The sequence below is a fragment of the Streptomyces roseolus genome (assembly GCF_014649855.1).
Classification (GTDB): Bacteria; Actinomycetota; Actinomycetes; order Streptomycetales; family Streptomycetaceae; genus Streptomyces; species Streptomyces roseolus.
Genome location: NZ_BMTV01000011.1, coordinates 25,638 through 52,225, shown reverse-complemented (window position 1 = coordinate 52,225; position 26,588 = coordinate 25,638). Strand labels below are relative to the sequence as shown.

Below are 26,588 nucleotides of genomic sequence, written 5' to 3'. Positions count from 1 at the left end.
TCACGCCTGCCGGCGGAGGCGCGGCAGAACCCCGTCGCTCACGGGGCGGAGGCGTTCGGGCGGCAGCAGGTCGCTCTCGCTGACCGTGTACGCGAGGGCGGGGTAGGTGAAGTCGGTCTCTTCGTTCTCGCGGCGTCGCAGTCGGTAGAACGCGCGCCGCTGTTCTTCGTCGGCGGAGGTGAGGCGCGCGCCGTGGGGGAGGTACGGATGGCCGTCGCGGAAACGAAGGATCGTTTTGGACGTGCGGAACGTGACCCCCAGCCATACGTGGTCGTCGGTCCCCGTCGCCAGGGGCGCGTCGAGGACGATCCTGTGCCTGAAACGGCGATTCGACGCGACGGAGAACGCGACGACACTGTTGTGGGTGAGCGCGATCTCGTACGTCTCGCCGTCGTCCTCCTTCGACTCGAAGACCAGTTTTCTCGGTGGGCTCGCTTCGGGCGTTCGGTAGCAGGAGAAGACGGCGATGGAAGAGTCCTCGGCCAGGTCCAGGGCCTGGTCCGAATGGCTGCCCATTTTCCGGTAGGCGGCCGTGTAGCTCTCGATGAGCGCGTTGTCGAAGCGGGTCGGAATTCCGGCGCACGCCTGAATCCGCTGCGCCAGCCACTCGTGTACCGCGCGGAATCGTTGCGTCGGTCCGTCGTAGCGGGTGGTGGTGCGTACCAGAGGTACGCCGCCCGACTCGTCGACCTTGGTGAGCGTGGCGCCCCGCCGGCCCTTTCCCAGGTCTTCGAGGCGGGCCGAGGCGGACAGTTCCTCGAAGAGGTTCCCGTCGACCCGCAGGGTACGGAAGGTGATCTCGTCCGGGATCCTAGGGGCGGGGCGCAACGTAGTCTCCCGTGTTCATGCTGAACAGAAAATCGTGTCCGTAGTCGATGAAGGACGACGTCCTGTTCTCCTCGGCGTACAGCCGGCGGAGCTTGTCCATGCCCTCCTCCGTGGGGGGCTCCAACGGCACCAGGTCCCCGGCCGCTTTGAGGAACGTCCGACCGCCCTTGTGCACGGCTTCCGTGCCGGAGCAGCGCACCACGTATCCCAGGCGGGTCGGGAGCAGGGTCGCGTCCAGAGCCGACGGGCGGATCTCGTGGGTGTACAGGCGGTTGGTGGACAGCGGCATGAAGAACACCGAGCCCGGATGGAGGGTGAGGGTGAACCGCGACGGCAGCGCCGCCCCGTCGAGTCGGGCGTCCGGCTCCTTCAGGCGGAAGCGCAGTCTGGTCAGCCCGCTGATGCCCTTCACGCCCCGGTCGAAGGGGTCCTCGTCCAGGGGGCGCAGCTTGTCCAGGCCGTCGTAGAAGGTGCAGAAGGCCATGATGCCGTCGGCGGGCATGTCCTTGGTCTTGTCGGCATGCGCGGAGATCTTCGCCTTCGACTGCTTGCGCTCCGCCGTGGCAAGGGTGTTGTGGTAGATCTGGGCGAGGACGTGGTTGAGCGGCGCGTGGTTCCGGAAGACGGTGGCCGCCTCCCGGTTCAGGTCGTCGACGACGAGCGTGTCGGTCGGCCGGAACCCTTCCGTCGGTCCCGACAGATTGGTCGAGCAGCGGAGCAGCCGGAAGTGCAGGTCGTCACCGACCCGCGTGACGGGCGTCAGGTAGATCCCGCTGCGGTGAGCCGTTCCGGGCTTGGTGGACTCCGTCAGCGACTGGAACGCGTGCTCGGCCCGGATCCGCCCGAAGTGATCGGCGTCGGGGTCGAAGAAGCGGCGGTAGTGGACACCGACGCCGTGGACGCGGAGGGGGACCCGGCCGAGATCGATGGAGGTCCGGGGCGGGTGAGCGTCGTCGCGGTGGGCGTGCGACGGCTCCCGGACGACGAAGACGCGGGCAGCCGTACGCAGATGAGGGTCGTCGAGGCCGGAAGCGTCTCCCCAGAGATACACGGTCCTGCCGGTGAGGTCGTGCGTCCCGGAAGCCAACTCCTCCGGGGTGAGGACGGTCCCGAAGAAGTCCCTGACCACGTCGTGATCGCGGGACAGGGCGGAGGGCACCACGAGGACATGGCGCGCATCGTCGAGGCGCGCTTCCACCGACGCCGCCGAAGCCGGAGCCGAGGTCGATGCCGAGGTGGCAGCCGAAGTCGAAGCCGAAGGCGAGTTCATCGATCGTTCCCCGTCTTTCGTCGTCAGAAGGCGTAGGTGCTGGGGCGGAGTTCGGCGAACCGCACCGGCGCGCGCAGATTCCCGTCGCCGGTGCCCGGATAGACCTTCAGCCAGGGGTGACCCCAGTCGTTCGGGGCCGCGGTGTGGGCGACGACGTCGGGACGCCCGTCTCCCGTCACGTCGCCGAGGCCCAGCAGCTCCTTGTGGGCGTTCCAGCCGCCGGTGCCGATCAGCTTCCGGGGGTGGAAGGCGCCGCGACCGTTCCCCGGGTAGAGCCACAGCACGCCCGACCGGTCGCGGGCGTAGAGGTCCTCCCGGCCGCAGGAGGAGGACGCCGCTTCCTGCCCGACGTCGACGGAGCTCACGGCCAGGTCGAGGTTCCGGTACTCGCCCTCGTGGAAGGACGTCGAGCCGTAGAGGTTCCCCGTGCCTTCGGGTGCGAGACCGGGCTCCGGGTGCAGGCACACGCCCGGCAGCGGCTTCAGGTGATCCGGCTCGAAGACGAAGGGCCGGATGCGGTTGTCCCAGGAACCGAGCGACAGCATGGGCCCCGTGACGACGAGCATCTCGCCCCGGTGGCCCGGTTCGCTGAAGACGCACAGGCGCCCGTCCGGGCACCGGTCCGCACCGGTCGCCGCCGCGGCGGGAGCGGAGAGCGCGGTCGCGGACAGCCCGAGGGCGGCCGACAGCGCGAGCGCGCCGCGCAGCAGGCGCGCCGAGGGAGAAGGACGCACGGAACCCCCAAGTCGTGTGCGTACGACGGTGGGCGGATCGTACGTCACCGGCCGTCGCGCCGACGCGAGGGGTGCCGGCGGGGACGGCGCGACGAGGCGCGGCACGGCACGTACGGTGGCCCCGACGAGTACGACGACGATCGCCGCACCGCGCACGGCGGGGGACCGACCCGCCCGGCCCGTGCGGAGGTGTCCGGCAGCGAGAGTGATGAGGCCACGATGAGCGAACCGACGAAGCCCGGGGTCGAGGTTCCCGAGGGCGACGCCCCCACCGAGCTGACGGTGCGCGACCTCGTCGTCGGGGACGGCGCGGAGGCGAAGCCGGGCACGGTCGTCAGGGTCCACTACGTCGGGGTGACGTTCGAGACCGGGAAGGAGTTCGACGCCTCCTGGGACCGGGACGAGCCGTTCAAGTTCGCCGTGGGCGGCGGCAGGGTCATCAAGGGCTGGGACCGGGGCGTGCGGGGCATGAAGGTGGGCGGCCGGCGCGAGATCGTCGTCCCGCCCCGGCTCGGCTACGGCAAGCAGTCGCCCACCCCGCTGATCCCCCCGGGCTCGACCCTCGTCTTCGTCGTGGACCTCCTGTCGGTCGTGGCCCCCGGGGCCGGGCGGTAGGCGCGGGCGGCGGGGGTGCTGCGTCCCGGGCCCCGCGGTGGGCGGCTTCGGCCCCGGGGTGAGGGGGAGAAGCCCCTGGCCGAGGCGTCGTCTCCTTCGTGGTCGCGCGCGTGGGGCCGGACGGGGCGACGCTCGGCGTCGGCCACGACGCACGGCGCCCGCGCCTGACCGGACCGCCGACCGTGGCCCGCGCTCCGAACCCCGTCTGCGACGCCTCCGGCGGCTTGGCGCCTGCTCCTGCCCCGCTGATCGCCGGGGCCGCATGGCATGCGCCGGTCTCGGGGAGAGCGGCTCGGCGGACGTTTCTCCGGATGGTTCTTGACCGATGAAGCCGCGGGGCCCTAGTTTCGTGCGCACCGACTCGCGGGCACGGAAAGGGGGCGAGGGCGGATGTCGATCTTCTCCGACCTGAACCGCCTCGCTCACCGGGCTGCCTGGGTTCCGGGTCGCGTGGCGCACGGCTGCTGAAGCGGCCGCTTTTCCGGCGGGCCCGTCGTGGCGCCGCCGTTTTCCTTCTTTCCTCTCAGGTGCCGGCTCCTGCCGTGCGTCGTCGTGTGGGCATCCGACGCGCGCGCCCCGGGCCGGTTCTCTCCCCGCGCACCGATACAGAAGGCCTGACATGGTGAACCATTCCAGCCCCCGTTCCTCTTCCTGCCCCTGTCCCAGTCCTCGTCCCGTCCGTACGACCCTGCACCGAAGCGAGGAAACGTCGTGACCGAGGCGCGGATCACCGTGAACGGGCAGGAGGCGCCGATCGCTCCGGCCGCGGCCCACACCACGGTGCTGGACTTCCTGCGCGAGCGCGGCCTCACCGGGACCAAGGAAGGCTGCGCCGAGGGCGAGTGCGGTGCGTGCTCGGTGCTGGTGGCCCGGCCCGGCGTGCACAAGCCCACCGACTGGGTCGCGGTCAACGCCTGCCTGGTGCCGGTGGCGGCCCTCGACGGCCAGGAGGTCGTCACCGCCGAGGGGCTCGCCACCCCCGGTGCGCCCGGCACGCCCCCCACCCTGCACCCCGTGCAGGAGGAGCTGGCCGTGCGCGGCGGCTCCCAATGCGGCTACTGCACCCCGGGATTCGTCTGCAGCATGGCGTCGGAGTACTACCGGCCCGACCGCGTCGCCGGCCTCGATGCCGCCGACGACGCCGACGACGTCCTTGACGCCGATCACCGTCACGAGCACGGTCCCAACGGCTTCGACCTGCACGCCCTCAGCGGCAACCTCTGCCGCTGCACCGGCTACCGGCCGATCCGGGACGCCGCCTTCGCCGTCGGCGACCCCGCCGCGGACGACCCGCTGGCGCGGCGCCGCGACCAGGCGCCGCCCGAGCCGGTCGCGACCCGCTACACCCAGGACGGCGGTACGTTCCTGCGGCCGGGCAGCCTCGCCGAGGCGCTCCGCGTCCTGCGGGAACGCCCCGAGGCGGTGGTCCTCTCCGGCGGGACCGACTACGGCGTCGAGGTGAACATCCGCTCACGCCGAGAGAGTTGCGTCGTCGCCGTCGACCGCCTCCCCGAACTGCGCGGCCTGCGCCGCGAGTCCGACCACATCGAGATCGGCGCGGCCCTGACCCTCACCGAGATCGAGCGCCGACTCGACGGCGAAGTGCCGCTGCTCGGGGCGCTGTTCCCGCAGTTCGCCTCCCGCCTGATCCGCAACAGCGCCACCCTCGGCGGCAACCTCGGCACCGGTTCCCCCATCGGCGACAGCCCGCCGGTGCTGCTCGCCCTGGAGGCGTCACTGGTGCTCGCCGCCGCCGACGGGGAGCGGGTGGTCCCGCTCGCGGAGTACTTCACCGGCTACCGGCAGAGCGTGCGCCGCCCCGACGAGCTGATCCGCGCGGTGCGCATCCCGCTGCCGCAGGCGCCCGTCACCGCCTTCCACAAGATCGCCAAGCGCCGCTTCGACGACATCTCCAGCGTCGCCGTCGCCTTCGCGCTCGACATCGACGCCGAGGACGGCGCCGTCCGGAAGGCGCGGATCGGGCTCGGCGGCGTCGCCGCCACCCCGATCCGCGCCCTCGCCACCGAGGCGGCCCTGGAGGGCCGGCCGTGGACGGCGGAGACCGTCGAGGCCGCCGCGCGCGAGCTGCGCGGCGAGGGCACGCCGATGGACGACCACCGCGCCAGCGCCCTCTACCGCTCCGCGATGCTCGGCCAGAGCCTGCTGAAGCTGTACACCCGGACCACCACCGAGGCGGTGTCGTCATGAGTCATCTCTCCGAGCGTCCCGAGAAGGCCGTCGTCGGCGTCTCGATGCCGCACGAGAGCGCCCACCTGCACGTCACCGGCGCGGCGCTGTACACCGACGACCTGGTGCACCGCACCAAGGACGTGCTCCACGCCCACCCCGTGCAGGTCATGAAGGCCCACGGCCGGATCACCGCGCTGCGCACCGAGCCCGCGCTCGCCGTGCCCGGCGTCGTCCGGGTCCTGACCGGCGCCGACGTGCCCGGCGTCAACGACGCGGGCATGAAGCACGACGAGCCGCTCTTCCCCGACGAGGTCATGTTCCACGGCCACGCCGTGGCCTGGGTGCTCGGCGAGACCCTGGAGGCCGCCCGGCTCGGCGCCGCCGCCGTCGAGGTGGAGCTCGACGAGCGGCCCGCCCTGGTCACCCTGGAGGAGGCGATCGAGGCCGGGAGCTACCACGGAGCCCGGCCGCTGATGGAGACCGGCGACGTCGACGCCGGGTTCGCGGACTCCGCGCACGTGTTCAGCGGCGAGTTCCGCTTCTCCGGGCAGGAACACTTCTACCTGGAGACCCACGCGGCCCTGGCCCTGATCGACGAGAACGAGCAGGTGTTCGTCCAGAGCAGCACCCAGCACCCGTCGGAGACGCAGGAGATCGTCGCGCACGTGCTCGGCGTGCCCGCCCACGAGGTCACCGTGCAGTGCCTGCGCATGGGCGGCGGCTTCGGCGGCAAGGAGATGCAGCCGCACGGCTTCGCGGCCGTCGCCGCGCTCGGCGCCAAACTGACCGGACGGCCCGTCCGCTTCCGGCTCAACCGCACCCAGGACCTCACCATGTCCGGCAAGCGGCACGGCTTCCACGCCACCTGGCGGATCGGCTTCGACGCCGACGGCCGCATCCAGGCCCTCGACGCCACCCTGGTGGCGGACGGCGGCTGGAGCCTGGACCTGTCCGAGCCGGTGCTCGCCCGCGCCCTGTGCCACATCGACAACACCTACTGGATCCCGAACGCGCGCGTCGCCGGCCGCATCGCCCGGACCAACACCGTCTCGAACACCGCCTTCCGCGGCTTCGGCGGCCCCCAGGGCATGCTGGTGATCGAGGACATCCTGGGCCGCTGCGCCCCCCTGCTCGGCCTCGACCCGATGGAGCTGAGGGAACGCAACTTCTACCGGCCCGGCCAGGGGCAGACGACGCCGTACGGCCAGCCGGTCACCCAGGCCGAACGCATCGGCGCCGTCTGGCGGCAGGTCCAGGACGACGCCCACCTCGCCGACCGCAGGCGCGCGATCGACGCCTTCAACGCCACGCACCCGCACACCAAGCGGGCGCTCGCGGTCACCGGCATCAAGTTCGGCATCTCCTTCAACCTCACCGCCTTCAACCAGGGCGGCGCGCTGGTGCTGATCTACAAGGACGGCTCCGTCCTGATCAACCACGGCGGCACCGAGATGGGCCAGGGGCTGCACACCAAGATGATGCAGGTGGCCGCGACCACGCTCGGCATCCCGCTGCACCGGGTGCGGCTGGCCCCGACGCGTACCGACAAGGTGCCCAACACCTCCGCGACCGCGGCCAGCGCCGGCACCGACCTCAACGGCGGGGCCGTCAAGAACGCCTGCGAGCAGCTGCGCGAGCGCCTGCTCCAGGTGGCCGCCACCCAGCTGGGCGCCCCCGCCTCCGACGTACGCGTCGTCGACGGCGTCGCGCGCGCCCTCGGCAGCGACAAGGAGCTCGCCTGGGACGACCTGGTGCGCACCGCGTACTTCCAGCGCGTGCAGCTGTCGGCGGCCGGCTACTACCGGACCGAGGGCCTGCACTGGGACGCGAAGACCTTCCGGGGCTCCCCGTTCAAGTACTTCGCGCACGGTGCCGCCGCGACCGAGGTGGAGGTGGACGGCTTCACCGGCGCGTACCGGATCCGGCGCGTGGACATCGTCCACGACGTCGGCGACAGCCTCTCCCCGATGATCGACATCGGTCAGGTCGAGGGCGGCTTCGTGCAGGGCGCGGGCTGGCTGACCCTGGAGGACCTCCGCTGGGACACCGGCGACGGCCCGCACCGCGGCCGGCTGCTGACGCAGGCGGCGAGCACGTACAAGCTGCCCAGCTTCTCGGAGATGCCGGAGGAGTTCCACGTCAGGCTGATGGAGAACGCCACCGAGGAGGGCGCCGTGTACGGCTCCAAGGCCGTCGGCGAGCCCCCGCTCATGCTCGCCTTCTCCGTGCGCGAGGCGCTGCGGCAGGCCGCGGCGGCGTTCGGCCCGACCGGCGTCAGCGTCGAGCTCGCGAGCCCGGCGACCCCGGAAGCGGTGTACTGGGCCGTCGAAGCGGCCCGCGGCGGCGGGTCCGGTGCGGGCCGGAAGGACGCGGAGGGAACGAGAGGGAGGACCGGCACGACGGGCCCGACGGGAACCGCGGGAACAACGGGAACCACGGGCACGGGAATGGACGACGTGCCGGAAGCGAACGTCCCGAGCCATGCCTGACATGACCTGGATCGCCGCGGTCGCGCGGCTGCGGGGACGCCGGGAGGCCGGCGTCCTCGTGACCGTCGCGACCGTGCGCGGTCACGCTCCCCGCAAGGCCGGCGCGAAGCTCGTCGTGGGACGGACGGGGGTGTGGGGCTCGATCGGCGGCGGCAACATCGAGGCCGTCGCGATCGACCGGGCCCGGGAGCTGATCGACGTGCCCGGGGCGGAGGCCCAGCCGGAACTGATGGAGTTCGCCCTGAACGACAAGGTCACCGGCCGCCACGGCGTCCAGTGCTGCGGCGGCACGGTCTCGGTGTTCCTGGAACCCCTGCCCGTCCCGCCGGCGGTGGCGGTCTTCGGCGTCGGACACGTCGGCCTGGAACTGGCCCGCATCCTGGCCCGGCACGATCTCGACCTCCACCTGATCGACAGCCGCTCCGACATGCTCACCGCGGAACGCCTCGCCGTCCTCGACGACGCGGTGGCCCACCTCCACGTCCACCACGCCCCGCTCCTCCCCGAGGAGGTCCTCGAAGAACTCGCGCCCGGCACCCACGTCCTGATCGCCACGCACGACCACGCCGAGGACGCCGCGCTGTGCGACGCCGCGCTGCGCACGCCCGGCCTCGGCTCGATCGGACTGATCGGATCGGCCGCCAAATGGGCCCGTTTCCGGCAACGCCTGGCCAAGGAGGGCGGCCACGATCCCGCCACCATCGACCGGATCAAGACACCGATCGGCCTCCCCGGGATCACCGGCAAGGAACCCGCCACGATCGCGGTCAGCGTCGCGGCGGACCTCCTCCTGACGTTCCAGAAGACCGGCCCCTGAACGGGACGCCCTGCGCGGAGGTCCGCGAAACGCGGCCCGCTCGCGGGTGTCGGACGGAGCCCGCCGCCTCCGTCCCCGGTATACCGGTGGCTTCGAAGGCCTGAACGGCCGAGCGGCCCACGGCCCGGGGGCTGACGGTCCCGGGGCCTCGCGAGTCAGAGGGAGAAGCGCCATGACGCTCCACCGGATGGACAACGTCGGCATCGTCGTCGAGGACCTGGACGCCGCCGTCGCCTTCTTCACCGAACTGGGCATGACGCTCGACGGCAGGGCGCAGATCGAGGGCCTCTTCGCGGACCAGGCCGTAGGCCTCGACGGAGTCCGCAGCGAGATCGCGATGCTGCGGACCCCCGACGGCCACGGCAAACTGGAACTCGCGCAGTACCACACCCCGGAGGCGATCGCCGACGGCTCTCCCCACCCGCCGCCGAACACCCTGGGCCTGCACCGGGTCATGTTCGCCGTCGACGACATCGACGACACCCTCGCCCGCCTCCGTCGCCACGGCGCCGAACTCCTCGGCGAGGTGGCGCAGTACCGAGACGTCTACCGCCTCTGCTACCTCCGCGGCCCCTCGGGCATCATCCTCGCCCTGGCCCAACGGACGAACTGACGAACTGACGAACCGACGCCACGGCATCAAGGTCGGCTTTCCGATCTCCGCCACCCGCCGCACCCGCCGACGGACCGAGGATCCGTACACGCCGCGCCGCGTCATGACCGTGGTGCGCGTACGCGCGCGGCGGTGGCGAGGTGCCCGTGGCGCCGCCGTTCACGCCACGAGACACGTGGGGGGTGCGGTTTCGGCGACCGTCGGCTCACGGCGAGTGATGCCGCACACATGCGGCGGGGCCGCTGCCCGGGACGTGTTAGCTTCCGGCAGTGATATCCCCGGTCGCGGATGCCCGCGAAGTCGACGACGCAGTCAGGTCCGGTTCCTTCCCGTCGGACGGCCTGGCGGCCGGCGGCGCCGTGCACGCGGCCGAGTCCCTGGGGACGCTCGACCTGTTCGGCGACTCCTTCGTCCGTGATCCGTACCCGTGGCTCGACCGGCTGCGCGCCGAGGCGCCGGTGCACCGGGATCCCGGTACGGGACTGTGGCTGGTCAGCCGGCACGAGGACATCCGGCGCGTCCTGCTCGACACCGACCGGTTCCTGCCGGACAACGCCCAGAACGCGGTCACGCCACTGCCCGTCGCCGTCATGCGGGTCCTCGTCCGCGCCGGGTTCACGCTGCCGCCCGCGCTCGCCAACAACGGGACCCCGAGCCACGCGGGGCTGCGCCGGGTCGTCATGCGGTTCTTCGACGCGCGGAGCGTCGCCGCCACCGTCCCCATGATCGAGCGCGTCGCGGACGAACTGATCGACCGGCTGCCCGACGGGGCGACGGACACGGGCGACGACCTCGACCTGTTCGCCCCCTTCGCCCAGATCCTCCCGTGCCGGGTGCTGATGGAACTCCTCGGCATCCGCGGCATCGATCCCGCCACGCTGATCGCCTGGAGCGACGCCGCGCTGGAACTGTTCTGGGGGCGCCCCACGCTCGCCCGCCAGCTGGAGCTGGCGGAGCTCGCCGCGGAGTTCCACCGATGGCTCACCGCGACCGTCCGCGACGACGACGCGCCGCCCGGCTCCTTCCTCCGCGCCCTCGCCGACCACCGGCTGCCCGACGGTGCCCCTCTGGACACGGCCACCGCCGTCGCCGCCTGCTTCTTCGTCTTCGTCGCCGGCCAGTCCACCACCGGCCAGCTCATCGCCACCGTCCTCCGCAGGGCGCTCGCGGACCCGGGGGCGTGGCGGGGCGCCGCCGAGGAGGAGGGCCTCGCCGAGGCGTGGGTGGAGGAGGTCCTGCGCCGTGAGCCGCCCGTGACCACCTGGCGCAGGGTGACCGCCGAAGCCACCCGGCTGGGCGGCGTGGAGCTGCCGGCGGGCGCGCAGGTGCTGCTGATGCTCATGGGAAGCGGTTCCGATCCGGCCGTCTTCCCGGACCCCGGGCGCATGTGCCCGGGACGGTCGAACGCCCGCCGCCACCTGGCGTTCGGAGCCGGCCGCCACCTCTGCCCCGGCGCCACGCTCGCCCGCACGGAGGCGGCGGTGGCCCTGAGGGCGGCGGCCCGGCGCCTGCCCTCCCTCCGGCCGGCGGACCCCTCGGCCGAACCTCCCATGCTGGGCCTGCTGTCGTTCAGGGCCCCGCTGAGGGTCGCGGTGGAACGGCGGCCCCGGCGTCCGTGACGGGTGGGCGGGCCCCGGCCACGCAGGCCGGAAACCTGCGCTCCTATGGCACCGCGCGCCACATTCCGGCCCACGGAAGTGGCGGCACGACATGTGGGCCGGGTCCCCGCCGTTCACCAGGATGTCCGCATCTCGCCCCCACCCGCACCCGGAGATGCGCATGAGGATCACAAGGACCGGAAGCGACGGCAGGACCAGAAGGACCGGCAGGATCGGGAAGTTCCTCGTCGCCGCCCTGGCGGCCGTCGGCATCGCCGCCACGCCGGCCGGCGGGGCGACGGCCGCGGTTCCGACACCGACGCCCGGCACCCTCCAGCAGTACGACATCAGCGCGACGTACGTGAGCGGCCTCTCGTCCGGCGGCTTCATGGCCAACCAGCTGCACGTCGCCCACTCGGACGTCTTCGCGGGGGCCGGCATCTTCTCGGCCGGCCCGTACGACTGCGCGCAGAACAACCTCAACACGGCCCTGTACGCGTGCATGGACACGTTCATGGCCCGCAAGACGCCCGCCCAGCTGGAGCAGCTGACCCGCGACAGGGCCGCGGCGGGCAAGGTCGACCCGGTCGCCAACCTGTCGGGCGACAAGGTCTGGCTGTTCCACGGCACCAACGACGCCACCGTCAAGGCCCCCGTGAACGACGACCTCGCCACGTACTACCGCGACTTCGGCGCCGACACGGTCTACGACGACACGTCCGCGGCGGGCCACGCCTGGGTCAGTCCGATCGGACCCAACGCGTGTACGTCGACCAGTTCGCCGTACGTCAACAACTGCGGCGGCGACCCGGTGAAGGCCATGCTGACGCATCTGCTCGGGAGCGTGAAACCGGCGACCTCCTCCACGCTGACGGGCAAGCTGGTCCGGTTCGACCAGAGCGCCTACGCCCCCGGCGGCAACCCGGGCGCGATCAGCATGGGCGACGAGGGCTTCGCCTACGTGCCGCAGTCCTGCCAGAACGGCGCCTCCTGCCGGCTGATGGTCACGCTCCACGGCTGCTACCAGTACTACGGCCTGGTCGGCGACGCCCTCATGGACAAGGCCTACCTCAACGAGTACGCCGACACGAACAACATGATCGTCCTCTACCCGCAGGCCACCACCATGACCGGCAACCCGCGCGGCTGCTGGGACTGGTGGGGCTACAAGTCGGCCGACTACGCGCAGAAGAGCGGCCCCCAGATGACGGCCGTGACGAACATGGCCAAGGCCCTCGGCGCCGGCAGCACCGGCACCCCCGCCCCCGGCCTCCCCGCCCCCACCGGACTGGCGGTCACCGCCACCACCGCTTCGAGCGCCTCGCTCTCCTGGAACGCGGTCCCGGGCGCCGCCTCGTACGACGTCTACCGCGACGGCGCCAAGGTGAACGCCGCCCCGGTGACGTCCACCGGCTACACCGACTCCGGCCTGACCGCCGGCACGGCGTACGGCTACACGGTCGCGGCCGTCGACGCCTCCGGAGCGCCCGGCACCAGGACCGCACCCGTCAGGGCCACCACCACGGGCGCCGCGCTCTGCGTGACCGCCAGCAACTACGCCCACACGCAGGCGGGCCGCGCCCACCAGTCCGGCGGCTACGCCTACGCCAACGGCTCGAACCAGAACCTCGGTCTCTGGAACGTCCTGGCCTCCAGCACCATCAAGGAGACCTCGCCGGGCTACTGGGTCACGTGCTGAACGCCCCGAGCCGCTGAGCTCTGAGCCGCTGAGCGATCCCGGGCCGCACCGTCCGGATCCCCGGCCACGGCCCGGCCCCGGCTACGGCTTCGGCTTCCGCGGGTACTCGACCGGATCGGGTTCCCAGTACCAGTCCTCGCCCTGGTGGACCGCCCGTCCCGGCCGGGGGTTCGGTCCGCCGTCGCGGCCCGCGTGCCAGTGGATGAAGGCGACCACCGCGAAGAGGAACAGAACCATGCCGAGGACGGTCCACGCCGCCGGATCCCCCTCGGCGAGCCGTGGCCCGCCCGTGGTCCACAGGTACCGCCCGAGCCGCCAGGCCGGCACGTACACCAGCCCCAAGAGGAACGGCAGGAACACCAGGCCGACGCCGAGACAGTCCTTGTCCACGCCCCTACGACCCATTCCCGCCCCCATGCGACCCGTCAGGTGTGGCCGAAGCCGGGGATACCCCGCCGTAGGGACCCCGACACCGGGCACTCCACGGCGGCGAGACCGACCGACCGGCCGCGGCGCTGCCGCCCCCGGCCGGAGGAGAACGCCGATCCCCGCAGGACGTGGGACGTGCGGCGATCCGTCCACGGCGTCCCCCGCGGCATGAGCCGAAGCGATCCCGGCCCCCTCCCACCGTGAGCACGGCATGATCACCACCGTGGGGCGACCGGAGGGGTTCCCGACGGCCGACGACTGTGCGAAACGAGGGAGAAGATGCGCGAGGACTCCGCGGCCCGTGCGGACCTTTCGGCGGCCGGAGTCCGGCTGCGGCCGGCTGTGGCCGGCGACGCCGGGTTCCTGATGGAGATGCTGCTGGAGGCGTTCAACTGGGATGGTCCGCGGTTCAGCCGGGAGGAGATCCTGGCGACGCCGCACTTCGCCCACTACGTCACGGGGTGGCCCCGGGCGGGGGACTTCGGCGTGATCGCCGAGGACCCCTCGGGCGCCCCTGTCGGCGCGGCCTGGGCCAGGACGTTCCCCGCCGACGACCCGGGGTACGGGCATGTCGACCCCCAGGTGCCCGAGCTGACCGTCGGGGTGCTTCCCGGGCACCGGGGCCGGGGCGTCGGCGGTGCCCTGCTGGGCGCGGTGGTGGAGATGGCGGCGCGGTCGGGCGTCGACCGCCTGAGCCTCAGCGTCGAGGACGGCAACCGCGCCGCCTCGCTCTACGCCTCCCGCGGATTCGTCACGGTCGGGCGGGACGGCGGCTCGGACACCATGGTGCTCCACGTGGACGGGCACTGAACCGCCGCCGCCCGGACGCCGCGACGCGTCTCAGCCCCGACCCCGCGCCGACCACCGCTCCGCACGGCCCCGTTCGCCCGGGCCGGCGGAGCGCCGCGCGTGCGCCTGCCGCAGCACGCCGTCCAGCGCCGTGGCTCCGTCCACGCCCGCCCCCTTCCCCGCCCCGGCGCGCCCCCCGCCGCACGCAGCCCGATCCCGCGGCGCCTCCGGGCCTCCGCGCAAGCCGCCCCCCGGTTCAACCGCGCACAGTGTTGGGTCCTGCCCGCGGCACATGACGGCCATTCGCCTGCGGCCACCGCCCGGCATCCGTCACCGTGGAGGGAGGAGGCGGCGATCGCCGTACGTGCGGCGGTCGTCGTACCGACACCCAGAAGGGGAGGACGAACCATGTGGGAGCCGGACGGCGCGGAAGGACACGTGGGCAAGGTGGGCGTGCTGCTGGAGGACGGCACGGTGCCCGGCCCGGTCTCCATCGACATCGGCAGCGGGTCGTACGTCCCGAGCTTCACGGACTGGTGGTACTACGACGGCGGTCACCGCCGCCCGCTCGCGGACCGGATGCGCGCCGTGTGCGCCTGCGGGTGGCGGTGCGAGACGACGTACCCGATCGACTGGAAGCGCGTACCGCACCGCGAGCCGTACCTGTACGACACCTCCGCCCCCGAAAAGGACTGGGAGGACCACACCCGGCAGGTCAACGCCGCCGCGGTGCCCCTGCCGGAGGACGTCGCCCGCCTCATCTCCCGGATCCGCGAACGCCTCGACGACATCGAGGACACCGACCCCCTCACCGCCCTGCGCATCGTGGGCGCGCTCGACGCGGTCGTCGAGACCGACGGCCCGTACGCCACCCGCCTCGCCACCCGCAAACACACCGACGAGGAGATCGCCACCGCCCTCGGCAGCACCGAGAAGGCCCTCGCGGCCCGCCTCCGCCGGTACGACGACACCCGCTACTGACCCCCGCCCCACCCACCGCGCGCCCGGCCCCTCGCACGGAGGGGCCGGCCGCCGGGGCGCGGTGTCGATCGGAACGCCGGCCGACCGTGCCGCACGGGACGAGCCGACCGTGCCGACCGCGCCCGCGGCAACGGCCGTAGTCGCGCAGCTCGCCCCCGGCGAAGCGGTAGTCAAGCGTCCGCCGGGGGGCGAGGCGTGCGCGTACTCGGTGTCCGCGGACGGCCATGACGCCACCGCGATGTGCAGGAACCACGACAACCACCCCATCGAGTTCCGCGCCGTCATCGTCTGCGGCTGGACGGGGGACACGACCGGCCCGGTCGACCCGGTGGTGCCGTCGACGCTCAGGAGTCCTGTGCGGCGGATGTCCGGACGAGCCGGCGGAGCCACGCGTGGGCGGGGTCGTCGTCGATGCCGCGGTGCCAGATCGCGCTGACGTCGTACCGGGGCATGGGGAGCGGCGGCTCGGAGGCGCGGAGGTCCAGCAGTTCGGCGTAGACGGTGGCCGCGTGGGCGGGGAGGGTCGCCAGGGCGGGCAGCGTGGCGAGCTGGAGGGCGGCGCCGGCGAAATGGGTGGTGGAGGCGATCACCCGGCGGCCGAGGCCGCGCGCTTCCAGGACGTCGTCGACGATGCCGCGCCGGCCGTCGTAGGAGACGAGCAGGTGCGGGTGGGCCAGGTAGTCATCGAGGGCGAGCGGCGTCCGGAGCGGCAGGAGGCGGGGGTTGAACAGACAGGTGTAACCGGAGGAGAACAGCTTCTCGCCGCGGTGGTCGCTGCCGTGGGCGGGCGCGGCGGCCACGCCGAGGTCGATCTCGCCGCGGTCGGTCATGGCGGCGACGGTGTTGCGGTTGGCCTGTCGTACGGCCAGCCGGATGCCCGGCAGGTCCGCCGTGGCGTCCAGCAGCCGGGGCAGCAGCGCCGTCTCCAGGTCGTCGGACATGCCCAGGGTGAAGGCGCGCCGGGCGGTCGTGGGGTCGAAGCGGTCCCGGGAGGTCACGGCGCCGTGGATCAGTCCGAGGGCCGGCTCGATGCGACGGGCCAGTTCGACGGCGCGTGGCGTGGGCTCGACGCCGGTGCGGGTACGGGTGAACAGCTCGTCGTCGAAGAGGCCGCGCAGGCGGCCCAGGGCGGCGCTCGTGGCGCCCTGGCTCAGGTGCAGCGCGGCGGCGGCCCGCGTGACGCTCCGCTCGCGCATCAGGGCGGCGAAGACTACCAGGAGGTTGAGGTCCGCCTTCCTGAATTCGGTCTCATAGATGTCGATCATGGTGAGGATCAGTTTGCCGGATGTGCGGTGGGGTTCCTACCGTCGACGCATGACTTCGACTGCCGCAGAGCCCGGTCGTACCGTGACCGTCGCCGTCGTCCAGGCCGCCGCCCCGTTGTTCGACACCCCGGCCGCGGTCGCCCGGGCCGAGGAGCTCGTCCACGAGGCCGCGGGGCGCGGCGCCGAGGTCGTCGTGCTGCCCGAGGCGTTCATCGGCGGCTACCCCAAGGGGCTGGACTTCGGCATCACCGTGGGCAGCCGCACCCCGGCCGGCCGCGAGCTCTTCCGCCGCTACCACGCCGCCGCGATCGAGGTCCCCGGCCCGGAGACGGAGGCGATCGCCGCCGTCACCCGGGAGGCCGGTGTCCACGCCGTGATCGGCGCGGTCGAACGCCACGGCGGCACCCTGTACTGCGTCGCCCTCTTCTTCGGCCCCGACGGCTACCTGGGACTGCACCGCAAGCTCGTGCCCACCGCCGCCGAACGCTGTCTGTGGGGGCGGGGCGACGGCTCCACCCTCCCCGTCGTCGACACCGGCACCGCCCGTCTCGGCGCCGCCATCTGCTGGGAGAACTACATGCCCCTCCTGCGCACCGCGATGTACGCCAAGGGTGTCGACCTGTGGTGCGCGCCGACCGTCGACGACCGCGACGCCTGGCAGGCCACCATGCGCCACATCGCCCTGGAAGGCCGCTGCTTCGTCCTCGGCGCCAACCAGTACCTGCGCCGTGACGCGCTGCCGGACGACGTCCATCCCGTCCAGGGCGACGCGCCCGACACCGTACTGATCGGTGGCGGCTCCGTCATCGTCTCCCCGCTCGGCGAGGTCCTCGCCGGCCCGCTCCGCGACGGCGAGGGCATCCTGACCGCCGAACTCGACCTCGACGACCTGGTCCGCGCCCGTTTCGACCTCGACGCCACCGGCCACTACGCCCGCCCCGACGTCTTCACCCTCCACGTCGACGAGACCGCCCGCCACACCGTCACCCGTCCGGGGACGGTGGACGACGTCGCGTCGGAGGCGTGACCCACCCACTCGGCCGGGCGGGTCGCGGTCGTCTCGTCCCGTGGAGCCGGGCGCGGCCAGGTCGCCGGGCCGGCCCGCAGGGGGGAGGGGCGTCGTCAACCCGGCGCGCGGCCAGGGGCTTTCGCTCTCCGTCGCCGTCCGGTCACACTCGGTGGCATGATCCGGTGTGTGGACTACCGAATGTGCGTCGACACGCTGGCGAAGGTGCACGAGAACCCCGGCGGGGTTCCCCGGACGGTGCGACAGGCGAACGTCTCCCGCCTGTTGGAGGCGCTGGGCCGTCCTGAGCGGGGACTGCGCGGGATGCTGGTGGTCGGGACGAACGGCAAGGGGTCGACGTGCGCGTTCGCCGTGTCGGCGGTGGCCGCGACCGGGGCACGGGTCGGCAGCATGCCCAGCCCGCACCTGCAGGAGCTCAGGGAACGGATCCGGATCGACGGGGTTCCCGTGACGCGCGCCGCGTACGCGGCGGCGTTCTCCGAGGTCTGGCGGGCGGTCGAAGGGCACGACCTGCCCGTCCTGCCCCAGGGCGTCCACGCGGCCACCGCGGCCGTGCACTTCCGGCGGGCGGGCGTCGCGCTGGCCGTCGCCGAGGCGAGCATCGGCGGGAGCCGGGCGGCGGCCGCCGAACTCGGCCTGGACGTCAAGGTGGTGACCGGCATCGGCCTCGACCACACCCGTCTGCTCGGCACCTCCCTCGCCGAGATCGCCGAGGCGAAGGTCGCGGCCGCGCAGGACGGGGACCACGTCGTCCTCGGGCGCCTGGACCCGGAGGCGTCCACGGCCGCCGAGCGCGTCCTCGAGGAACGGGCGGGGCTCTCCGTCTGGCGCGTGGGCCACGAGATCCGATACACCGCCCGCCCGGCCGGTCACGACGGTCCCCGCGGCCCGGTGGCGCTCGTCGACGTCTCCACGCCCCGTGCCGTGCACCGCGATCTGCCCTGCCCGCTCCCCGGAGCGCACCAGCACCACAACCTCGCGGTCGCCATCGCCTCGATGGACGCCCTCGTCGGCCGCGGCCACATCCAGGAGCCGGACGGCGACCGGCTCCGCGCCCGGCTGGCGGGCACCCGCTGGCCCGGACGCCTCGAACTGGTCGAGACCCGCCTCGGCGGCTGGACGGGCCGCCTCTTGCTGGAAGGCGCCACCAATCCCCAGGGCGTCGCGACCGTGGCCCCGGAGATCTTGCGTCACGCCCGCGGCGACGGACACGGGGGACCGCCCGTGCTGCTCTTCGCCTCGATGGACGACAAGGACGTCTCCGGCATGCTCGCCCCGCTCCCCGCCGACTGGCCCCTCGTCCTCACCCGCACCGACGCGCCCCGGGCCGCGGACCCCGCCGCCCTGCGCGCCCGGCTCGCCCCGGACCGCCCGGGACCGTGCGTGACCGCCGAGGACACCCGTTCCGCGCTCCACCGCGCCGCCGAACTCGCCGGACCGGGCGGCCTGGTCGTCGTCATCGGCTCGCTGCGCCTGGTCGGCGAATCCCGTACGGCGCTGGGCCTGCCGCCCGCGTGACGAGTCACGGGGGCGGCAGGGGCGTCAGACGGGCAGCGCGTGCAGCTTCTTGCCGTGCAGGGCGAACACGTGCTTCCCGTCGGTGGCGACCAGCCAGGCGTGGTAGTCACCGGAGCCGTCGTTGAACGTCCAGCGCACGGCGCCGGTCCTCGCGTCGATGGCGATCACCCCGCCCCTCTGGTCCAGGTCCGTGGCCGCGTACAGGACACCGCCGGCCTTCACGTACTGCCGCGGCACCGTGAGGTTCGCGTCGGCGAGCGCCTGGGACGTCCAGATCTCCTTGCCGGTGCGGGGGTCGAGGGCGCGCAGGGTACGGCTGCTGTCCGCGAGGTAGAGGACGCCGTCCAGGACCGCCGGCTCCTTGAACGAGACGTAGCTCTCCGCCGTCTCCGCCGACCACTTCAGCGAACCGTCGGCGAGGGCGAAGGCCTGGAGTTTCGGTCCCTGCGGAACGATCACCAGGTTCTCGTGCACGGCGAAGAAGCCGTAGTTGGTCCTGGTGGTCTTGTGCGTCCACACCTGTCTGCCGGTGGTGGTGTCGCGCACCGTGAGGTTCTTCTTGAAGTCGGTGTAGACGAGGTGGCGGCCCTGCGCGTGGGCGTGGATGCCGTTGCCCTCGGTGCCGACGTCGCGCCGCTCCTTCCACGCCGGGCGGCCGGTACGGCTGTTCAGCGCGGCGATCACATTGGTCCTGGACGACCCGTCGGCCTCCAGGACCTCGGCGATGACGTACACCTGCTCGTCGTCCACCGCGATCGGCCTCGGCTGCCGGTAGCCCTTGCCCAGGTGGCTGCGCCAGGTCTCCTTGCCCGAAGCCGGGTCGTAACCGGCGACCGTGCCGTCGTACGTGGCGCTGGCCAGGTACAGCGTGCCGTTGCCGAGCAGCATCGGCGCACCGGGCACCGCGCCGTCCTCCAGCGACCACCGCTCCGCGCCCGACGCGGCGTCCAGCGCGGCCAGGGGCTCGCCGCTGGCGATCACCACGCCGCCGGTGGCGACGAGTTCGTCGTTGTCGCCGTAGGTCTGCGCGGACGTCGTCCTCGTCCAGAGCGGCTCGGGTGCCTGCCCGTCCTTGCCGGCACCGCCCCCGGCGGGCGCGTCGCCGCCGACCGGCTTGCCGTCGCCGGGGCCCTTGGAGGCCCCCGACCCGCCCGGCCCGCCCGAGCTCCCCGATCCGCCGAGGTCGGAGCCGTCCTCGCGGCAGCCGGTCGCGCCCACCGTCAGGGCGGCCAGGGTGAGTCCGCCGCCGGCCAGCCGCAGTGCGCGACGCCGGGAGAGTCCGCCGCCCGGCACGCCGTCGCCTCGCATGGTCATGTCGCTGTACCCCCGTGGAGCCGTCGGATCGGAAACGCGCCCGGGTCGACGTCGTACGGACGTGCGACCCCGCGGCCTGGAACGCTATCCGTCGTCGCAGGCCGGAGGAGGCGTCGGGGTCCGATCGGGACGTCCTCGTGAACCAATCGGGACACTGCGGGGGAGGGGCACGGCTCTTCGCCTACTGCGTCCGTGTCCGGGTCTGCGTCTGCGTCTGCGTCTGCTTCTGCTTCTGCCGGGCGTAGTAGGCGCGGGCGCGGTTGCGGTCGCCGCAGTCCTTCGTGTCGCACCAGCGGCGGTTCCGTCGCGGTGACGTGTCGAGGTAGACCCATCCGCACGTGGCGTCCTCGCACTGGTGCAGGCGGTCGAGGTCGTCGCGCCGGGTGAGGGCCACCAGCCCCCGGACGATGCGGTGGCGGGGGAGGCGGAGGTCGGTCTCCCGCTCCCGCCACTGCCAGCGGCCGTCCGCGGGGACCAGGTCCGCCGCGGCGATCGCCGCCCGGTACAGCCGAGCGAGGCCGGCGGCGGCTTCCGCGTCGTCGGCGAAGAGGACTCCGTAGACCTTCTCCCGCGCGGCGACGACCTGTTCGCGTTCCCGTTCGGCCGCGGCGCCGTCCCGCACGGCGAGGTCGCGCAGGGCGACGGCCTCGTCCTCGTCGATCAGCTCGGATTCGAGGCACCACTCGACGACGTCGGTGTAGGTCCTCAGGGACTCGGTGCGCCGGGGTCCGCCCAGCCGCCACGCGACGGTGTTCACCAGGTCGAGCATGCGGTCGCCCGCGATGTGGCCGAACCTCACCATCCGCTCCTCTCGTCGATGCCGACCCCTCATGGGTGAATTCATCATTGCATGTGAGGTTCCCTTCTGTGATCATGACGATTCTTCTGTTGTCATGCCTCAATGGCGCATCACCCATGAGATTTCACGAGGGGATCGATCGTGCCCGTCGCCGCCGTCAGACCGTTCACCGCCCTGTGGGCGTCCCAGGCGTCCTCGAACCTCGCCGACGGCCTCCTCCAGGCAGCGGCTCCCCTCCTCGTCGCCACCCTGACCCGCGACCCGCTCGTGGTGGCCGGCATGACGGTGGCGCAGTTCCTGCCCTGGCTGCTCGCGACCCTCCCCGCGGGCGCGCTCGCCGACCGCGTGGACCGACGACGGATCCTCGTCGCGGGCAACCTGCTGCGCGCGGCGGGATTCGCGCTGCTCGCCCTCGCCCTGGCCGGCGGATGGCGCCACGTCGGCCTTCTCTACGCCGCGGTGTTCCTCGCCGGCTGCGCCGAGACGATGGTCGACAACGCCGCCCTGGCCATCCCGCCCCGCCTGCTGCCCCGCGCGGAGCTGGAGCGCGCCAACGGCAGGCTGTTCGCCACGCAGTCGCTCGTCCACACGTTCGTCGGCCCACCCGCCGGCGCCGCACTGTTCGCGCTGGCTGCCTCGGCGGCCTTCTTCACCGGCGCGGCCGCGTTCGCCCTCGCCGGACTCGCGGCCCTGCTGCTGCCCGTCCTGCGCCCCGTCGGCGAGAAGGACGAGCCCGCCGGCCCCCGCTGGACCACCGTGACCCAGGACATCCGCACCGGATGGACCCATTTCTGGCGCCACGACCTGCTGCGCCGCGTCGCGTTCATCTCGGCGGCCATCAACTTCTTCGGCGCGGCCACCGGTGGGCTCCTCGTCCTGCTGATCACCGGCCCGTACGCCGTGGCCATGTCGCACTACGGCCTCTTCATCGCCGTTCCCGCGGCCGGCGCCATCGCCGGATCACTGCTCGCCGAGCGCGTCGTGCCCCGCATCGGCGGCGGCCCCACCACCTGGCTGGCCGCCCTCGTCCCCGCCGCCGGCTACGCGGTCCTCGGACTGGGGCACGGCACGCCGCTCGCCCTGGCCGCGATGTTCGGCGCCGCGTTCGCCGGCTCGCTCAACCAGATCGTCGTCAGCACCCTGCGCCAGGCCGCCGCGCCCGACGCGCTCCTCGGCCGCGTCACCGCCGCCTACCGCCTGATCGTCCTGGGCGTCGTCCCCCTCGGCGCGCTCGGCGGCGGCCTGCTCGGACGCCACCTGGGAGTCCGCGCCGTCTTCCTCGCCGCGGCCGCCGGACTCGCCCTCGCCGCGGTTCCCCTCGCCTCCCGGGTCACGACCCGACGCCTCCGCGACGCCGAGACGTTCCCCGTGGGCGCGTCCCGCTCAGACGAGTGACGACGTGTCGGCCTCGACGGCGCCGACGGGCACCCGCACCTTCACGGGCTCGCCCTGCGCGGTGAGGCTCAGCGTGGTCGTGGACTTCAGCAACCCCTCCAGGTCCATCCGCAGCCGCACCCGCACGAGCCGGCCCCGCTGGTCGATCCACACATCGGCGGTGGCGGGAATCGGGCCGCCGAGCATGTCGCGCATCTGGTCGGCCTTCTTCCGGGCCTCCGCGGACATGTCGAGGGTCAGTGCGGCGTGGGTGAGCGTGCCCTGGTAGCGGGTCGCGGAGACGCCGGTGACGTCCTCCACCGCGAGCCGTCGGTAGCGCTCGCCCAGGAGCACCTGGCGCATCAGGAACTCGGGGTCGTTGCCCGGCGCCTTGAGGATGCGTTCGGCCTTGATCCCGGCCCGGTCCACGTACGTCCAGTCGACCGATTCCTTCGTCGTCGTCCCCCGCAGGTAGAGCCGCTCCGGGGTGAAGACCTCCTCGAACCGCGCGACGTCCTCCAGCCCCACGGCGAACGTCCCCCGCCTGCGCGCGAAGTCGTGCCCGCCCTCGCCGGTGAGGGCGTACGTCCTGCCGCCCGTCTGCCCGACCTCCCAGCGGTACGCCGTACGAGCCGTGGTCAGCCCCTCGACGGCGGCGCGTACCGTCCGCAGGTGGTCGACGTCAGCGGTCGCGGTCGCGGTCGCGGCCGGAGCCGAGGACGCGGACGTCGTGGGCGCGGCGGCCGTGCTCGCCGGTCCCTTCGCCGCGCACCCGACGGTGAGCAGTGCGACGCAGAGAAGTGTCGAAGGCAGGGCGCGGCGCATGGCGGTGGAACTCCAGGGAAGGGCAGGAAACGGCGGGAACAGGCAGGAGCAGAAGGGCGTGACGACATCGCACGCACCCGGCTCCTGGCCTGTGCACGTCGAGCGTTTCCGCAGCCTATAGGGGACACGAACCGCCCTCGACCTGGGGTTCGCCGCCTCCGCGTCCTGGTCGGGAGAGGCCGTCCCCGTGGGTGAGGGCTCCCGGGCGACGAAGAGGTGTCGCCGCCGGCCGGCCGGCGGCGCTCCGTCAGCGCCTCGGTGCCGGTCATGGCGAAGCCGAGACGGTGGTGCGGGGCGTCGCAGCCGACCGCCGCGACGGGACCGGGCCCCAGGCACGGGTGCCGCCGCAGAGCGTGCTCGGCACGGTCTTCGACAGCGTGCCGTCGGAGGCGAGGTACGCGGAGGCGGCGGTGCGCGTGCGGAACTTCGCCTTGGTCTGGTCGTACGACGCCCTGTCCTCCGGGAGGACGGACATGCCGACGGCGGCCTCCGTCATCGACAGCTCCCCGTTCCCGTTGGACCACGAGGAGCCCGCCCGGCCGGCCCGCGGAGGGGCGTTGCCGCGGGCGTGATCCGTGATGCCGGCGGACGGGGCCGGGGCGTGGGCGGTCACGCCCGGGGCGCCCCGCCCCGTCGCCTCGGACGACCCGAGCCTCCTGGTCGTCCGAGGCGCAGCGGCCTGTGACGCCGTCCCCGCAGAGGTGAGCCGGCTCAGCACCGCACGTCGGTGTCGGGGCGCTCGCCGGTCAGCAGGAAGCGGGTGACCGTCCGGTCGCCGCAGGCGTTCCCGGTGCCGCCGGCGGCGATCAGGTACGCGCCGTGGCCGCCCCGGTCGACGGAGACCATCCGCGCCCGGTCGCCGAGGGCCCGGCGCATCTTCAGGCCGGAGGAGTAGGGGGTGGACGGGTCCCGCAGGTTCTGGATCATCAGGATGTTGGACGGCCCGTCGTCCGTGAGGCGGACCGGCTTCTCCGGCGCCCCGCCCTTCCAGAAGGCGCAGGGGGTGATGTTCACGGGCATGCCGCCGGTCAGCGGGTGACGCGCCCGGTCCGCCGCGACCGCCCTGGCGTACGCCGGCACGGAACGGGGCCAGCCGACGTCGTTGCAGACCACGCCCACCGTGACCGCGGCGGCCTCGTCGGGCATCGCCCCGGTCAGCTCCGGCGGCAGCACGGGCACGGCCTCCGGGTCGCGTGCCTGGCCGACGAGGCGCGCGAAGCCGGGGAAGGCGGCGTCCGCGTAGAGGGCGGACTGCAGCGCCTGCCGGAGGGCGGTGCCGGTGAGGAGGGCGCCGGGCACGCCGGTGGCACGGGGCTCCCGGTCGAGACGTGCGGCGAGGTCGAGGACGAGGGCGCGCACCTCCTCGGGGCGGTCGGCCAGCCGCAGGCCTTCCGCCTCCCGGTCCGGGTGCGAGGCCCAGGCCGCGAAGTCCGGGAACCGGTCCTCGGCGCCCTTCGCCATGTCGGCGAGCCAGCCGTGCGCGAGCCGGCGCGGGTTCGGGTCGGCGCTGCTGTCCAGGACCCAGCGGTCGGTCCGGCCCGGGTACTCCTGGGCGTACCGGGCGGCGACGTACGTCCCGTAGGAGTTGGCCCACGCCGAGACCTTCGACTCGCCGAGCGCCTGCCGCAGGACTTCCATGTCCCGCACCTGGTCGGCGGTGGTGAGGCTCCGCAGCAGGGCGCCGCCGTTCCGCTCGCACGCCCCGGCGATCCGGCGCGCCCGTTCGACGTTGGAGCCGATCGAGCCGTCCGCGGCGGGCCAGGACCGCAAGGTCACCACCCACCGGTCCTCGGCCGCGAGCCCGCACCGCGCCTTCGCCGAGCCGCCGACCCCGCGCGGGTCGAAGGCCACGAGGTCGTACGCGCCGCCGGTCTCCCGCGCGAGCGCGGCACCCTTCTGCGAGAGCCGCTGCACCCCGGAGCTCCCGGGCCCTCCCGCGATCACGAGCAGCGTCCCGCGGCGGGTCTCCGGCCGCGCGGAGACCAGGCGGGAGACGGCGATGTCGACGTGCGGCCCGGTGGGGTCGTCATGGTCGAGCGGCACGGCGAGCGTCGCGCACTGCTGTCCCTCGCCCGGCTGCGCGGAGGCGGGGCAGGCGCCCCAACGCAGGTTTCCGGCAGCCGCGTTCACGGTCCCGGTGGTGGATGCGGGGACGGTACGGGTCTGGCCACCGGTCGCGCTCGCGGGTCCTCCCGCAGTGGCGAGTCCCACGGAGGCGAGGGCCGCGACGGCCAGGGCCGAGGCGGCAAGTGACGTGATCGGACGGCGTGTTGTCATGCCTCGACCCTGCCGCCGGAAGGCCGGGCGCCCCATCCGGCCACCGGCCCCATCCGGGGTGAGGCCACCCCCCCCACCCACCCACCCACCCACAGAGACGGCCGTTCTGTCCTCGGCGGTGTCGTCCGCGCCGTCGATCGCGTGGATCCGCCGGCCAAGCCGCTCGGCGGCCCGGTCCAGGCCGACGTCCAGGTCGAACCGGTGCCGATTCCGGCGGACGCCCGGCGGCGCGAGGTCCACCGCCGCCCACGAGAAGACCCCGAGGAGGACGGCACGACCGTGCTGTGCGGTACGCACGGACAGCACGAAGGACGCGGCGAGTGCCGCGCGGGTCATCAGCAGGGTCCGCTCGTCCGCGGAGCGGGGCCGCCCGGCCGTGAGGAAGCGCGGCGTTTCGAGGACCTTGACCCACTCGACGACCGCGTCCGCCACCTGCGCGCGCAAGGGCTCCCCGATGCCCGCCGCCGGCTCCTCCGACCCCACGACCCGAAACGTCCCACGTGCGCCCCCCTTCGTGTTCCTGCCTGCCCGGTCGACCGCGATGGTGCCGCACGCGGTCGACGCCGCCGGGGGGCACATGGGGAGAGGGGCGCGCCCCCTGCCGCACGCCGCCCGGCGGTTGGGTGAGAATGATCGCCGTGTCATGTCGGCCGACGACGGGTCGGACGGCGACGAGAGCGAGGAGCGGGCGATGGCCCTTGAGCGACCGGAGATCGAGTCCCCCCGGGGCAGGCCGTCCCCCTATCTGCACATCGAGGACCTGGTGGTCGGGGACGGGGCCGAGGCCACCAAGGGATCCGTGGTCGGGGTCCACTACGTGGGCGTCGCCCACTCCACCGGCGAGGAGTTCGACGCCTCGTGGAACCGCGACCAGGCCTTCGAGTTCGAGCTGGGAGGACGACAGGTCATCAAGGGCTGGGACATGGGTGTGCGCGGCATGAAGGTCGGCGGCCGCCGGAAGCTGGTCATCCCGCCCCACCTGGCCTACGGCGACCGCTCGCCGTCGGCGGCCATCAAGCCGGGCGAGACGCTGGTCTTCGTCGTCGACCTCCTCTCCGTCGGCTGACGCCACGCGCGCGCCCTCCGGCGCGTGACGGTCGTGGGGGCGGGCCCTTCCGGAAGGCGGGGCCCTGCCGA

At 73.3% G+C, this 26,588-nt stretch carries 22 protein-coding genes and 1 pseudogene; 13 read left to right on the top strand and 10 right to left on the bottom strand.

What is annotated here, in order from left to right:
• From IE245_RS15175 to IE245_RS15165, 3 genes are all read right to left on the bottom strand, one after another.
• On the bottom strand, window positions 1-828 hold the full coding sequence (locus tag IE245_RS15175) for an alpha-ketoglutarate-dependent dioxygenase AlkB (protein ID WP_189947587.1): 828 nt from the start codon (window positions 826-828) through the stop codon (window positions 1-3).
• Window positions 812-1,990, bottom strand: coding sequence for a hypothetical protein (locus IE245_RS15170; RefSeq protein WP_229851297.1), 1,179 nt, complete (start codon window positions 1,988-1,990; stop codon window positions 812-814). The genes IE245_RS15175 and IE245_RS15170 overlap by 17 nt, the downstream gene beginning before the upstream one ends.
• A 131-nt stretch (window positions 1,991-2,121) precedes the next feature.
• A complete protein-coding gene (locus tag IE245_RS15165) occupies window positions 2,122-2,832 on the bottom strand; it encodes an FG-GAP-like repeat-containing protein (protein WP_189947583.1) in 711 nt (236 codons plus the stop codon).
• A gap of 219 nt (window positions 2,833-3,051) precedes the next feature.
• On the opposite strand from IE245_RS15165, the gene IE245_RS15160 reads away from it, so the two are divergent.
• The 7 genes from IE245_RS15160 (at window position 3,052) to IE245_RS15130 (ending at window position 12,853) form a co-directional block, all read left to right on the top strand.
• A complete protein-coding gene (locus IE245_RS15160) occupies window positions 3,052-3,447 on the top strand; it encodes an FKBP-type peptidyl-prolyl cis-trans isomerase (protein ID WP_189947581.1) in 396 nt (131 codons plus the stop codon).
• Window positions 3,448-4,158: 711 nt separating this feature from the next.
• Complete coding sequence (locus tag IE245_RS15155; RefSeq protein ID WP_189947579.1) at window positions 4,159-5,655, top strand: xanthine dehydrogenase small subunit; 1,497 nt, start codon at window positions 4,159-4,161, stop codon at window positions 5,653-5,655.
• On the top strand, window positions 5,652-8,126 hold the full coding sequence (gene xdhB / locus IE245_RS15150) for a xanthine dehydrogenase molybdopterin binding subunit (protein ID WP_229851296.1): 2,475 nt from the start codon (window positions 5,652-5,654) through the stop codon (window positions 8,124-8,126). Before IE245_RS15155 ends, xdhB begins: the two co-directional genes overlap by 4 nt.
• A gap of 1 nt (window position 8,127) precedes the next feature.
• Window positions 8,128-8,943 carry a xanthine dehydrogenase accessory protein XdhC gene (xdhC, locus tag IE245_RS15145; protein WP_189947882.1) on the top strand — a complete coding sequence of 272 codons (816 nt, stop codon included), beginning with the start codon at window positions 8,128-8,130 and terminating at the stop codon, window positions 8,941-8,943.
• A 172-nt stretch (window positions 8,944-9,115) separates the two neighbouring features.
• Window positions 9,116-9,556, top strand: coding sequence for a VOC family protein (locus tag IE245_RS15140; protein WP_189947577.1), 441 nt, complete (start codon window positions 9,116-9,118; stop codon window positions 9,554-9,556).
• 269 nt (window positions 9,557-9,825) lie between these two features.
• Window positions 9,826-11,175 carry a cytochrome P450 gene (locus tag IE245_RS15135; RefSeq protein ID WP_229851295.1) on the top strand — a complete coding sequence of 450 codons (1,350 nt, stop codon included), beginning with the start codon at window positions 9,826-9,828 and terminating at the stop codon, window positions 11,173-11,175.
• A 160-nt stretch (window positions 11,176-11,335) separates the two neighbouring features.
• Window positions 11,336-12,853, top strand: coding sequence for an extracellular catalytic domain type 2 short-chain-length polyhydroxyalkanoate depolymerase (locus IE245_RS15130; protein ID WP_229851294.1), 1,518 nt, complete (start codon window positions 11,336-11,338; stop codon window positions 12,851-12,853).
• Window positions 12,854-12,934: 81 nt separating this feature from the next.
• On the opposite strand, the gene IE245_RS15125 is transcribed toward IE245_RS15130, so the two are convergent.
• A complete protein-coding gene (locus IE245_RS15125; RefSeq protein WP_229851293.1) occupies window positions 12,935-13,243 on the bottom strand; it encodes a hypothetical protein in 309 nt (102 codons plus the stop codon).
• 318 nt (window positions 13,244-13,561) lie between these two features.
• On the opposite strand from IE245_RS15125, the gene IE245_RS15120 reads away from it, so the two are divergent.
• Window positions 13,562-14,092, top strand: coding sequence for a GNAT family N-acetyltransferase (locus tag IE245_RS15120; RefSeq protein WP_189947571.1), 531 nt, complete (start codon window positions 13,562-13,564; stop codon window positions 14,090-14,092).
• Between the two features lie 387 nt (window positions 14,093-14,479).
• Window positions 14,480-15,052, top strand: a complete 573-nt coding sequence (locus tag IE245_RS15115; RefSeq protein ID WP_189947569.1) for a hypothetical protein — start codon at window positions 14,480-14,482, stop codon at window positions 15,050-15,052.
• Window positions 15,053-15,396: 344 nt separating this feature from the next.
• On the opposite strand, the gene IE245_RS15110 is transcribed toward IE245_RS15115, so the two are convergent.
• The gene (locus IE245_RS15110; protein ID WP_189947567.1) at window positions 15,397-16,317 is read right to left on the bottom strand and encodes a LysR family transcriptional regulator; all 921 of its coding nucleotides are present in this window, start codon (window positions 16,315-16,317) and stop codon (window positions 15,397-15,399) included.
• A 49-nt stretch (window positions 16,318-16,366) separates the two neighbouring features.
• Between IE245_RS15110 and IE245_RS15105 the strand changes: the two genes are divergently transcribed.
• Window positions 16,367-17,344: a nitrilase-related carbon-nitrogen hydrolase gene (locus IE245_RS15105; RefSeq protein ID WP_189947565.1), complete on the top strand. Its 978-nt coding sequence runs from the start codon at window positions 16,367-16,369 to the stop codon at window positions 17,342-17,344.
• 168 nt (window positions 17,345-17,512) lie between these two features.
• Entirely contained in the window at window positions 17,513-18,862 is a 1,350-nt protein-coding gene (locus tag IE245_RS15100) for a bifunctional folylpolyglutamate synthase/dihydrofolate synthase (RefSeq protein WP_229851292.1), read from the top strand.
• Window positions 18,863-18,886: 24 nt separating this feature from the next.
• Here IE245_RS15100 and IE245_RS15095 read toward each other — a convergent pair whose 3' ends face one another.
• Complete coding sequence (locus IE245_RS15095) at window positions 18,887-20,176, bottom strand: outer membrane protein assembly factor BamB family protein (protein ID WP_229851291.1); 1,290 nt, start codon at window positions 20,174-20,176, stop codon at window positions 18,887-18,889.
• Between the two features lie 181 nt (window positions 20,177-20,357).
• Window positions 20,358-20,975, bottom strand: a complete 618-nt coding sequence (locus tag IE245_RS15090) for a CGNR zinc finger domain-containing protein (protein ID WP_268256560.1) — start codon at window positions 20,973-20,975, stop codon at window positions 20,358-20,360.
• A gap of 141 nt (window positions 20,976-21,116) precedes the next feature.
• Here IE245_RS15090 and IE245_RS15085 point away from each other — a divergent pair, with 141 nt between their 5' ends.
• Window positions 21,117-22,370: an MFS transporter gene (locus tag IE245_RS15085; RefSeq protein WP_189947559.1), complete on the top strand. Its 1,254-nt coding sequence runs from the start codon at window positions 21,117-21,119 to the stop codon at window positions 22,368-22,370.
• On the opposite strand, the gene IE245_RS15080 is transcribed toward IE245_RS15085, so the two are convergent.
• The 3 genes and pseudogenes from IE245_RS15080 to IE245_RS15070 all read right to left on the bottom strand — a co-directional run bounded on the left by IE245_RS15080 (window position 22,359) and on the right by IE245_RS15070 (window position 25,451).
• Window positions 22,359-23,174: a hypothetical protein gene (locus tag IE245_RS15080; RefSeq protein WP_189947557.1), complete on the bottom strand. Its 816-nt coding sequence runs from the start codon at window positions 23,172-23,174 to the stop codon at window positions 22,359-22,361. The two genes, IE245_RS15085 and IE245_RS15080, sit on opposite strands and share 12 nt — an antisense overlap.
• Window positions 23,175-23,289: 115 nt before the next feature.
• Window positions 23,290-23,763, bottom strand: a pseudogene (locus IE245_RS15075) (hypothetical protein); the annotation flags it as partial.
• Between the two features lie 122 nt (window positions 23,764-23,885).
• Window positions 23,886-25,451 (bottom strand): alpha/beta hydrolase, encoded by a 1,566-nt coding sequence (locus IE245_RS15070; RefSeq protein WP_189947876.1) that lies wholly within the window; start codon window positions 25,449-25,451, stop codon window positions 23,886-23,888.
• Between the two features lie 691 nt (window positions 25,452-26,142).
• On the opposite strand from IE245_RS15070, the gene IE245_RS15065 reads away from it, so the two are divergent.
• Window positions 26,143-26,517 carry an FKBP-type peptidyl-prolyl cis-trans isomerase gene (locus IE245_RS15065; protein WP_189947874.1) on the top strand — a complete coding sequence of 125 codons (375 nt, stop codon included), beginning with the start codon at window positions 26,143-26,145 and terminating at the stop codon, window positions 26,515-26,517.
• Window positions 26,518-26,588: the final 71 nt, after the last annotated feature.

Coding starts and splice junctions, on each gene's coding strand:
- IE245_RS15140 (WP_189947577.1), top strand. CDS start 9,116: ATGACGCTCCACCGGATGGACAACGTCGGCATCGTCGTCGAGGACCTG.
- IE245_RS15065 (WP_189947874.1), top strand. CDS start 26,143: ATGGCCCTTGAGCGACCGGAGATCGAGTCCCCCCGGGGCAGGCCGTCC.
- IE245_RS15120 (WP_189947571.1), top strand. CDS start 13,562: ATGCGCGAGGACTCCGCGGCCCGTGCGGACCTTTCGGCGGCCGGAGTC.
- IE245_RS15130 (WP_229851294.1), top strand. CDS start 11,336: ATGAGGATCACAAGGACCGGAAGCGACGGCAGGACCAGAAGGACCGGC.
- xdhB (WP_229851296.1), top strand. CDS start 5,652: ATGAGTCATCTCTCCGAGCGTCCCGAGAAGGCCGTCGTCGGCGTCTCG.
- IE245_RS15080 (WP_189947557.1), bottom strand. CDS start 23,174: ATGCGCCGCGCCCTGCCTTCGACACTTCTCTGCGTCGCACTGCTCACC.
- IE245_RS15115 (WP_189947569.1), top strand. CDS start 14,480: ATGTGGGAGCCGGACGGCGCGGAAGGACACGTGGGCAAGGTGGGCGTG.
- IE245_RS15105 (WP_189947565.1), top strand. CDS start 16,367: ATGACTTCGACTGCCGCAGAGCCCGGTCGTACCGTGACCGTCGCCGTC.
- IE245_RS15095 (WP_229851291.1), bottom strand. CDS start 20,176: ATGACCATGCGAGGCGACGGCGTGCCGGGCGGCGGACTCTCCCGGCGT.
- xdhC (WP_189947882.1), top strand. CDS start 8,128: ATGACCTGGATCGCCGCGGTCGCGCGGCTGCGGGGACGCCGGGAGGCC.
- IE245_RS15160 (WP_189947581.1), top strand. CDS start 3,052: ATGAGCGAACCGACGAAGCCCGGGGTCGAGGTTCCCGAGGGCGACGCC.
- IE245_RS15110 (WP_189947567.1), bottom strand. CDS start 16,317: ATGATCGACATCTATGAGACCGAATTCAGGAAGGCGGACCTCAACCTC.
- IE245_RS15070 (WP_189947876.1), bottom strand. CDS start 25,451: ATGACAACACGCCGTCCGATCACGTCACTTGCCGCCTCGGCCCTGGCC.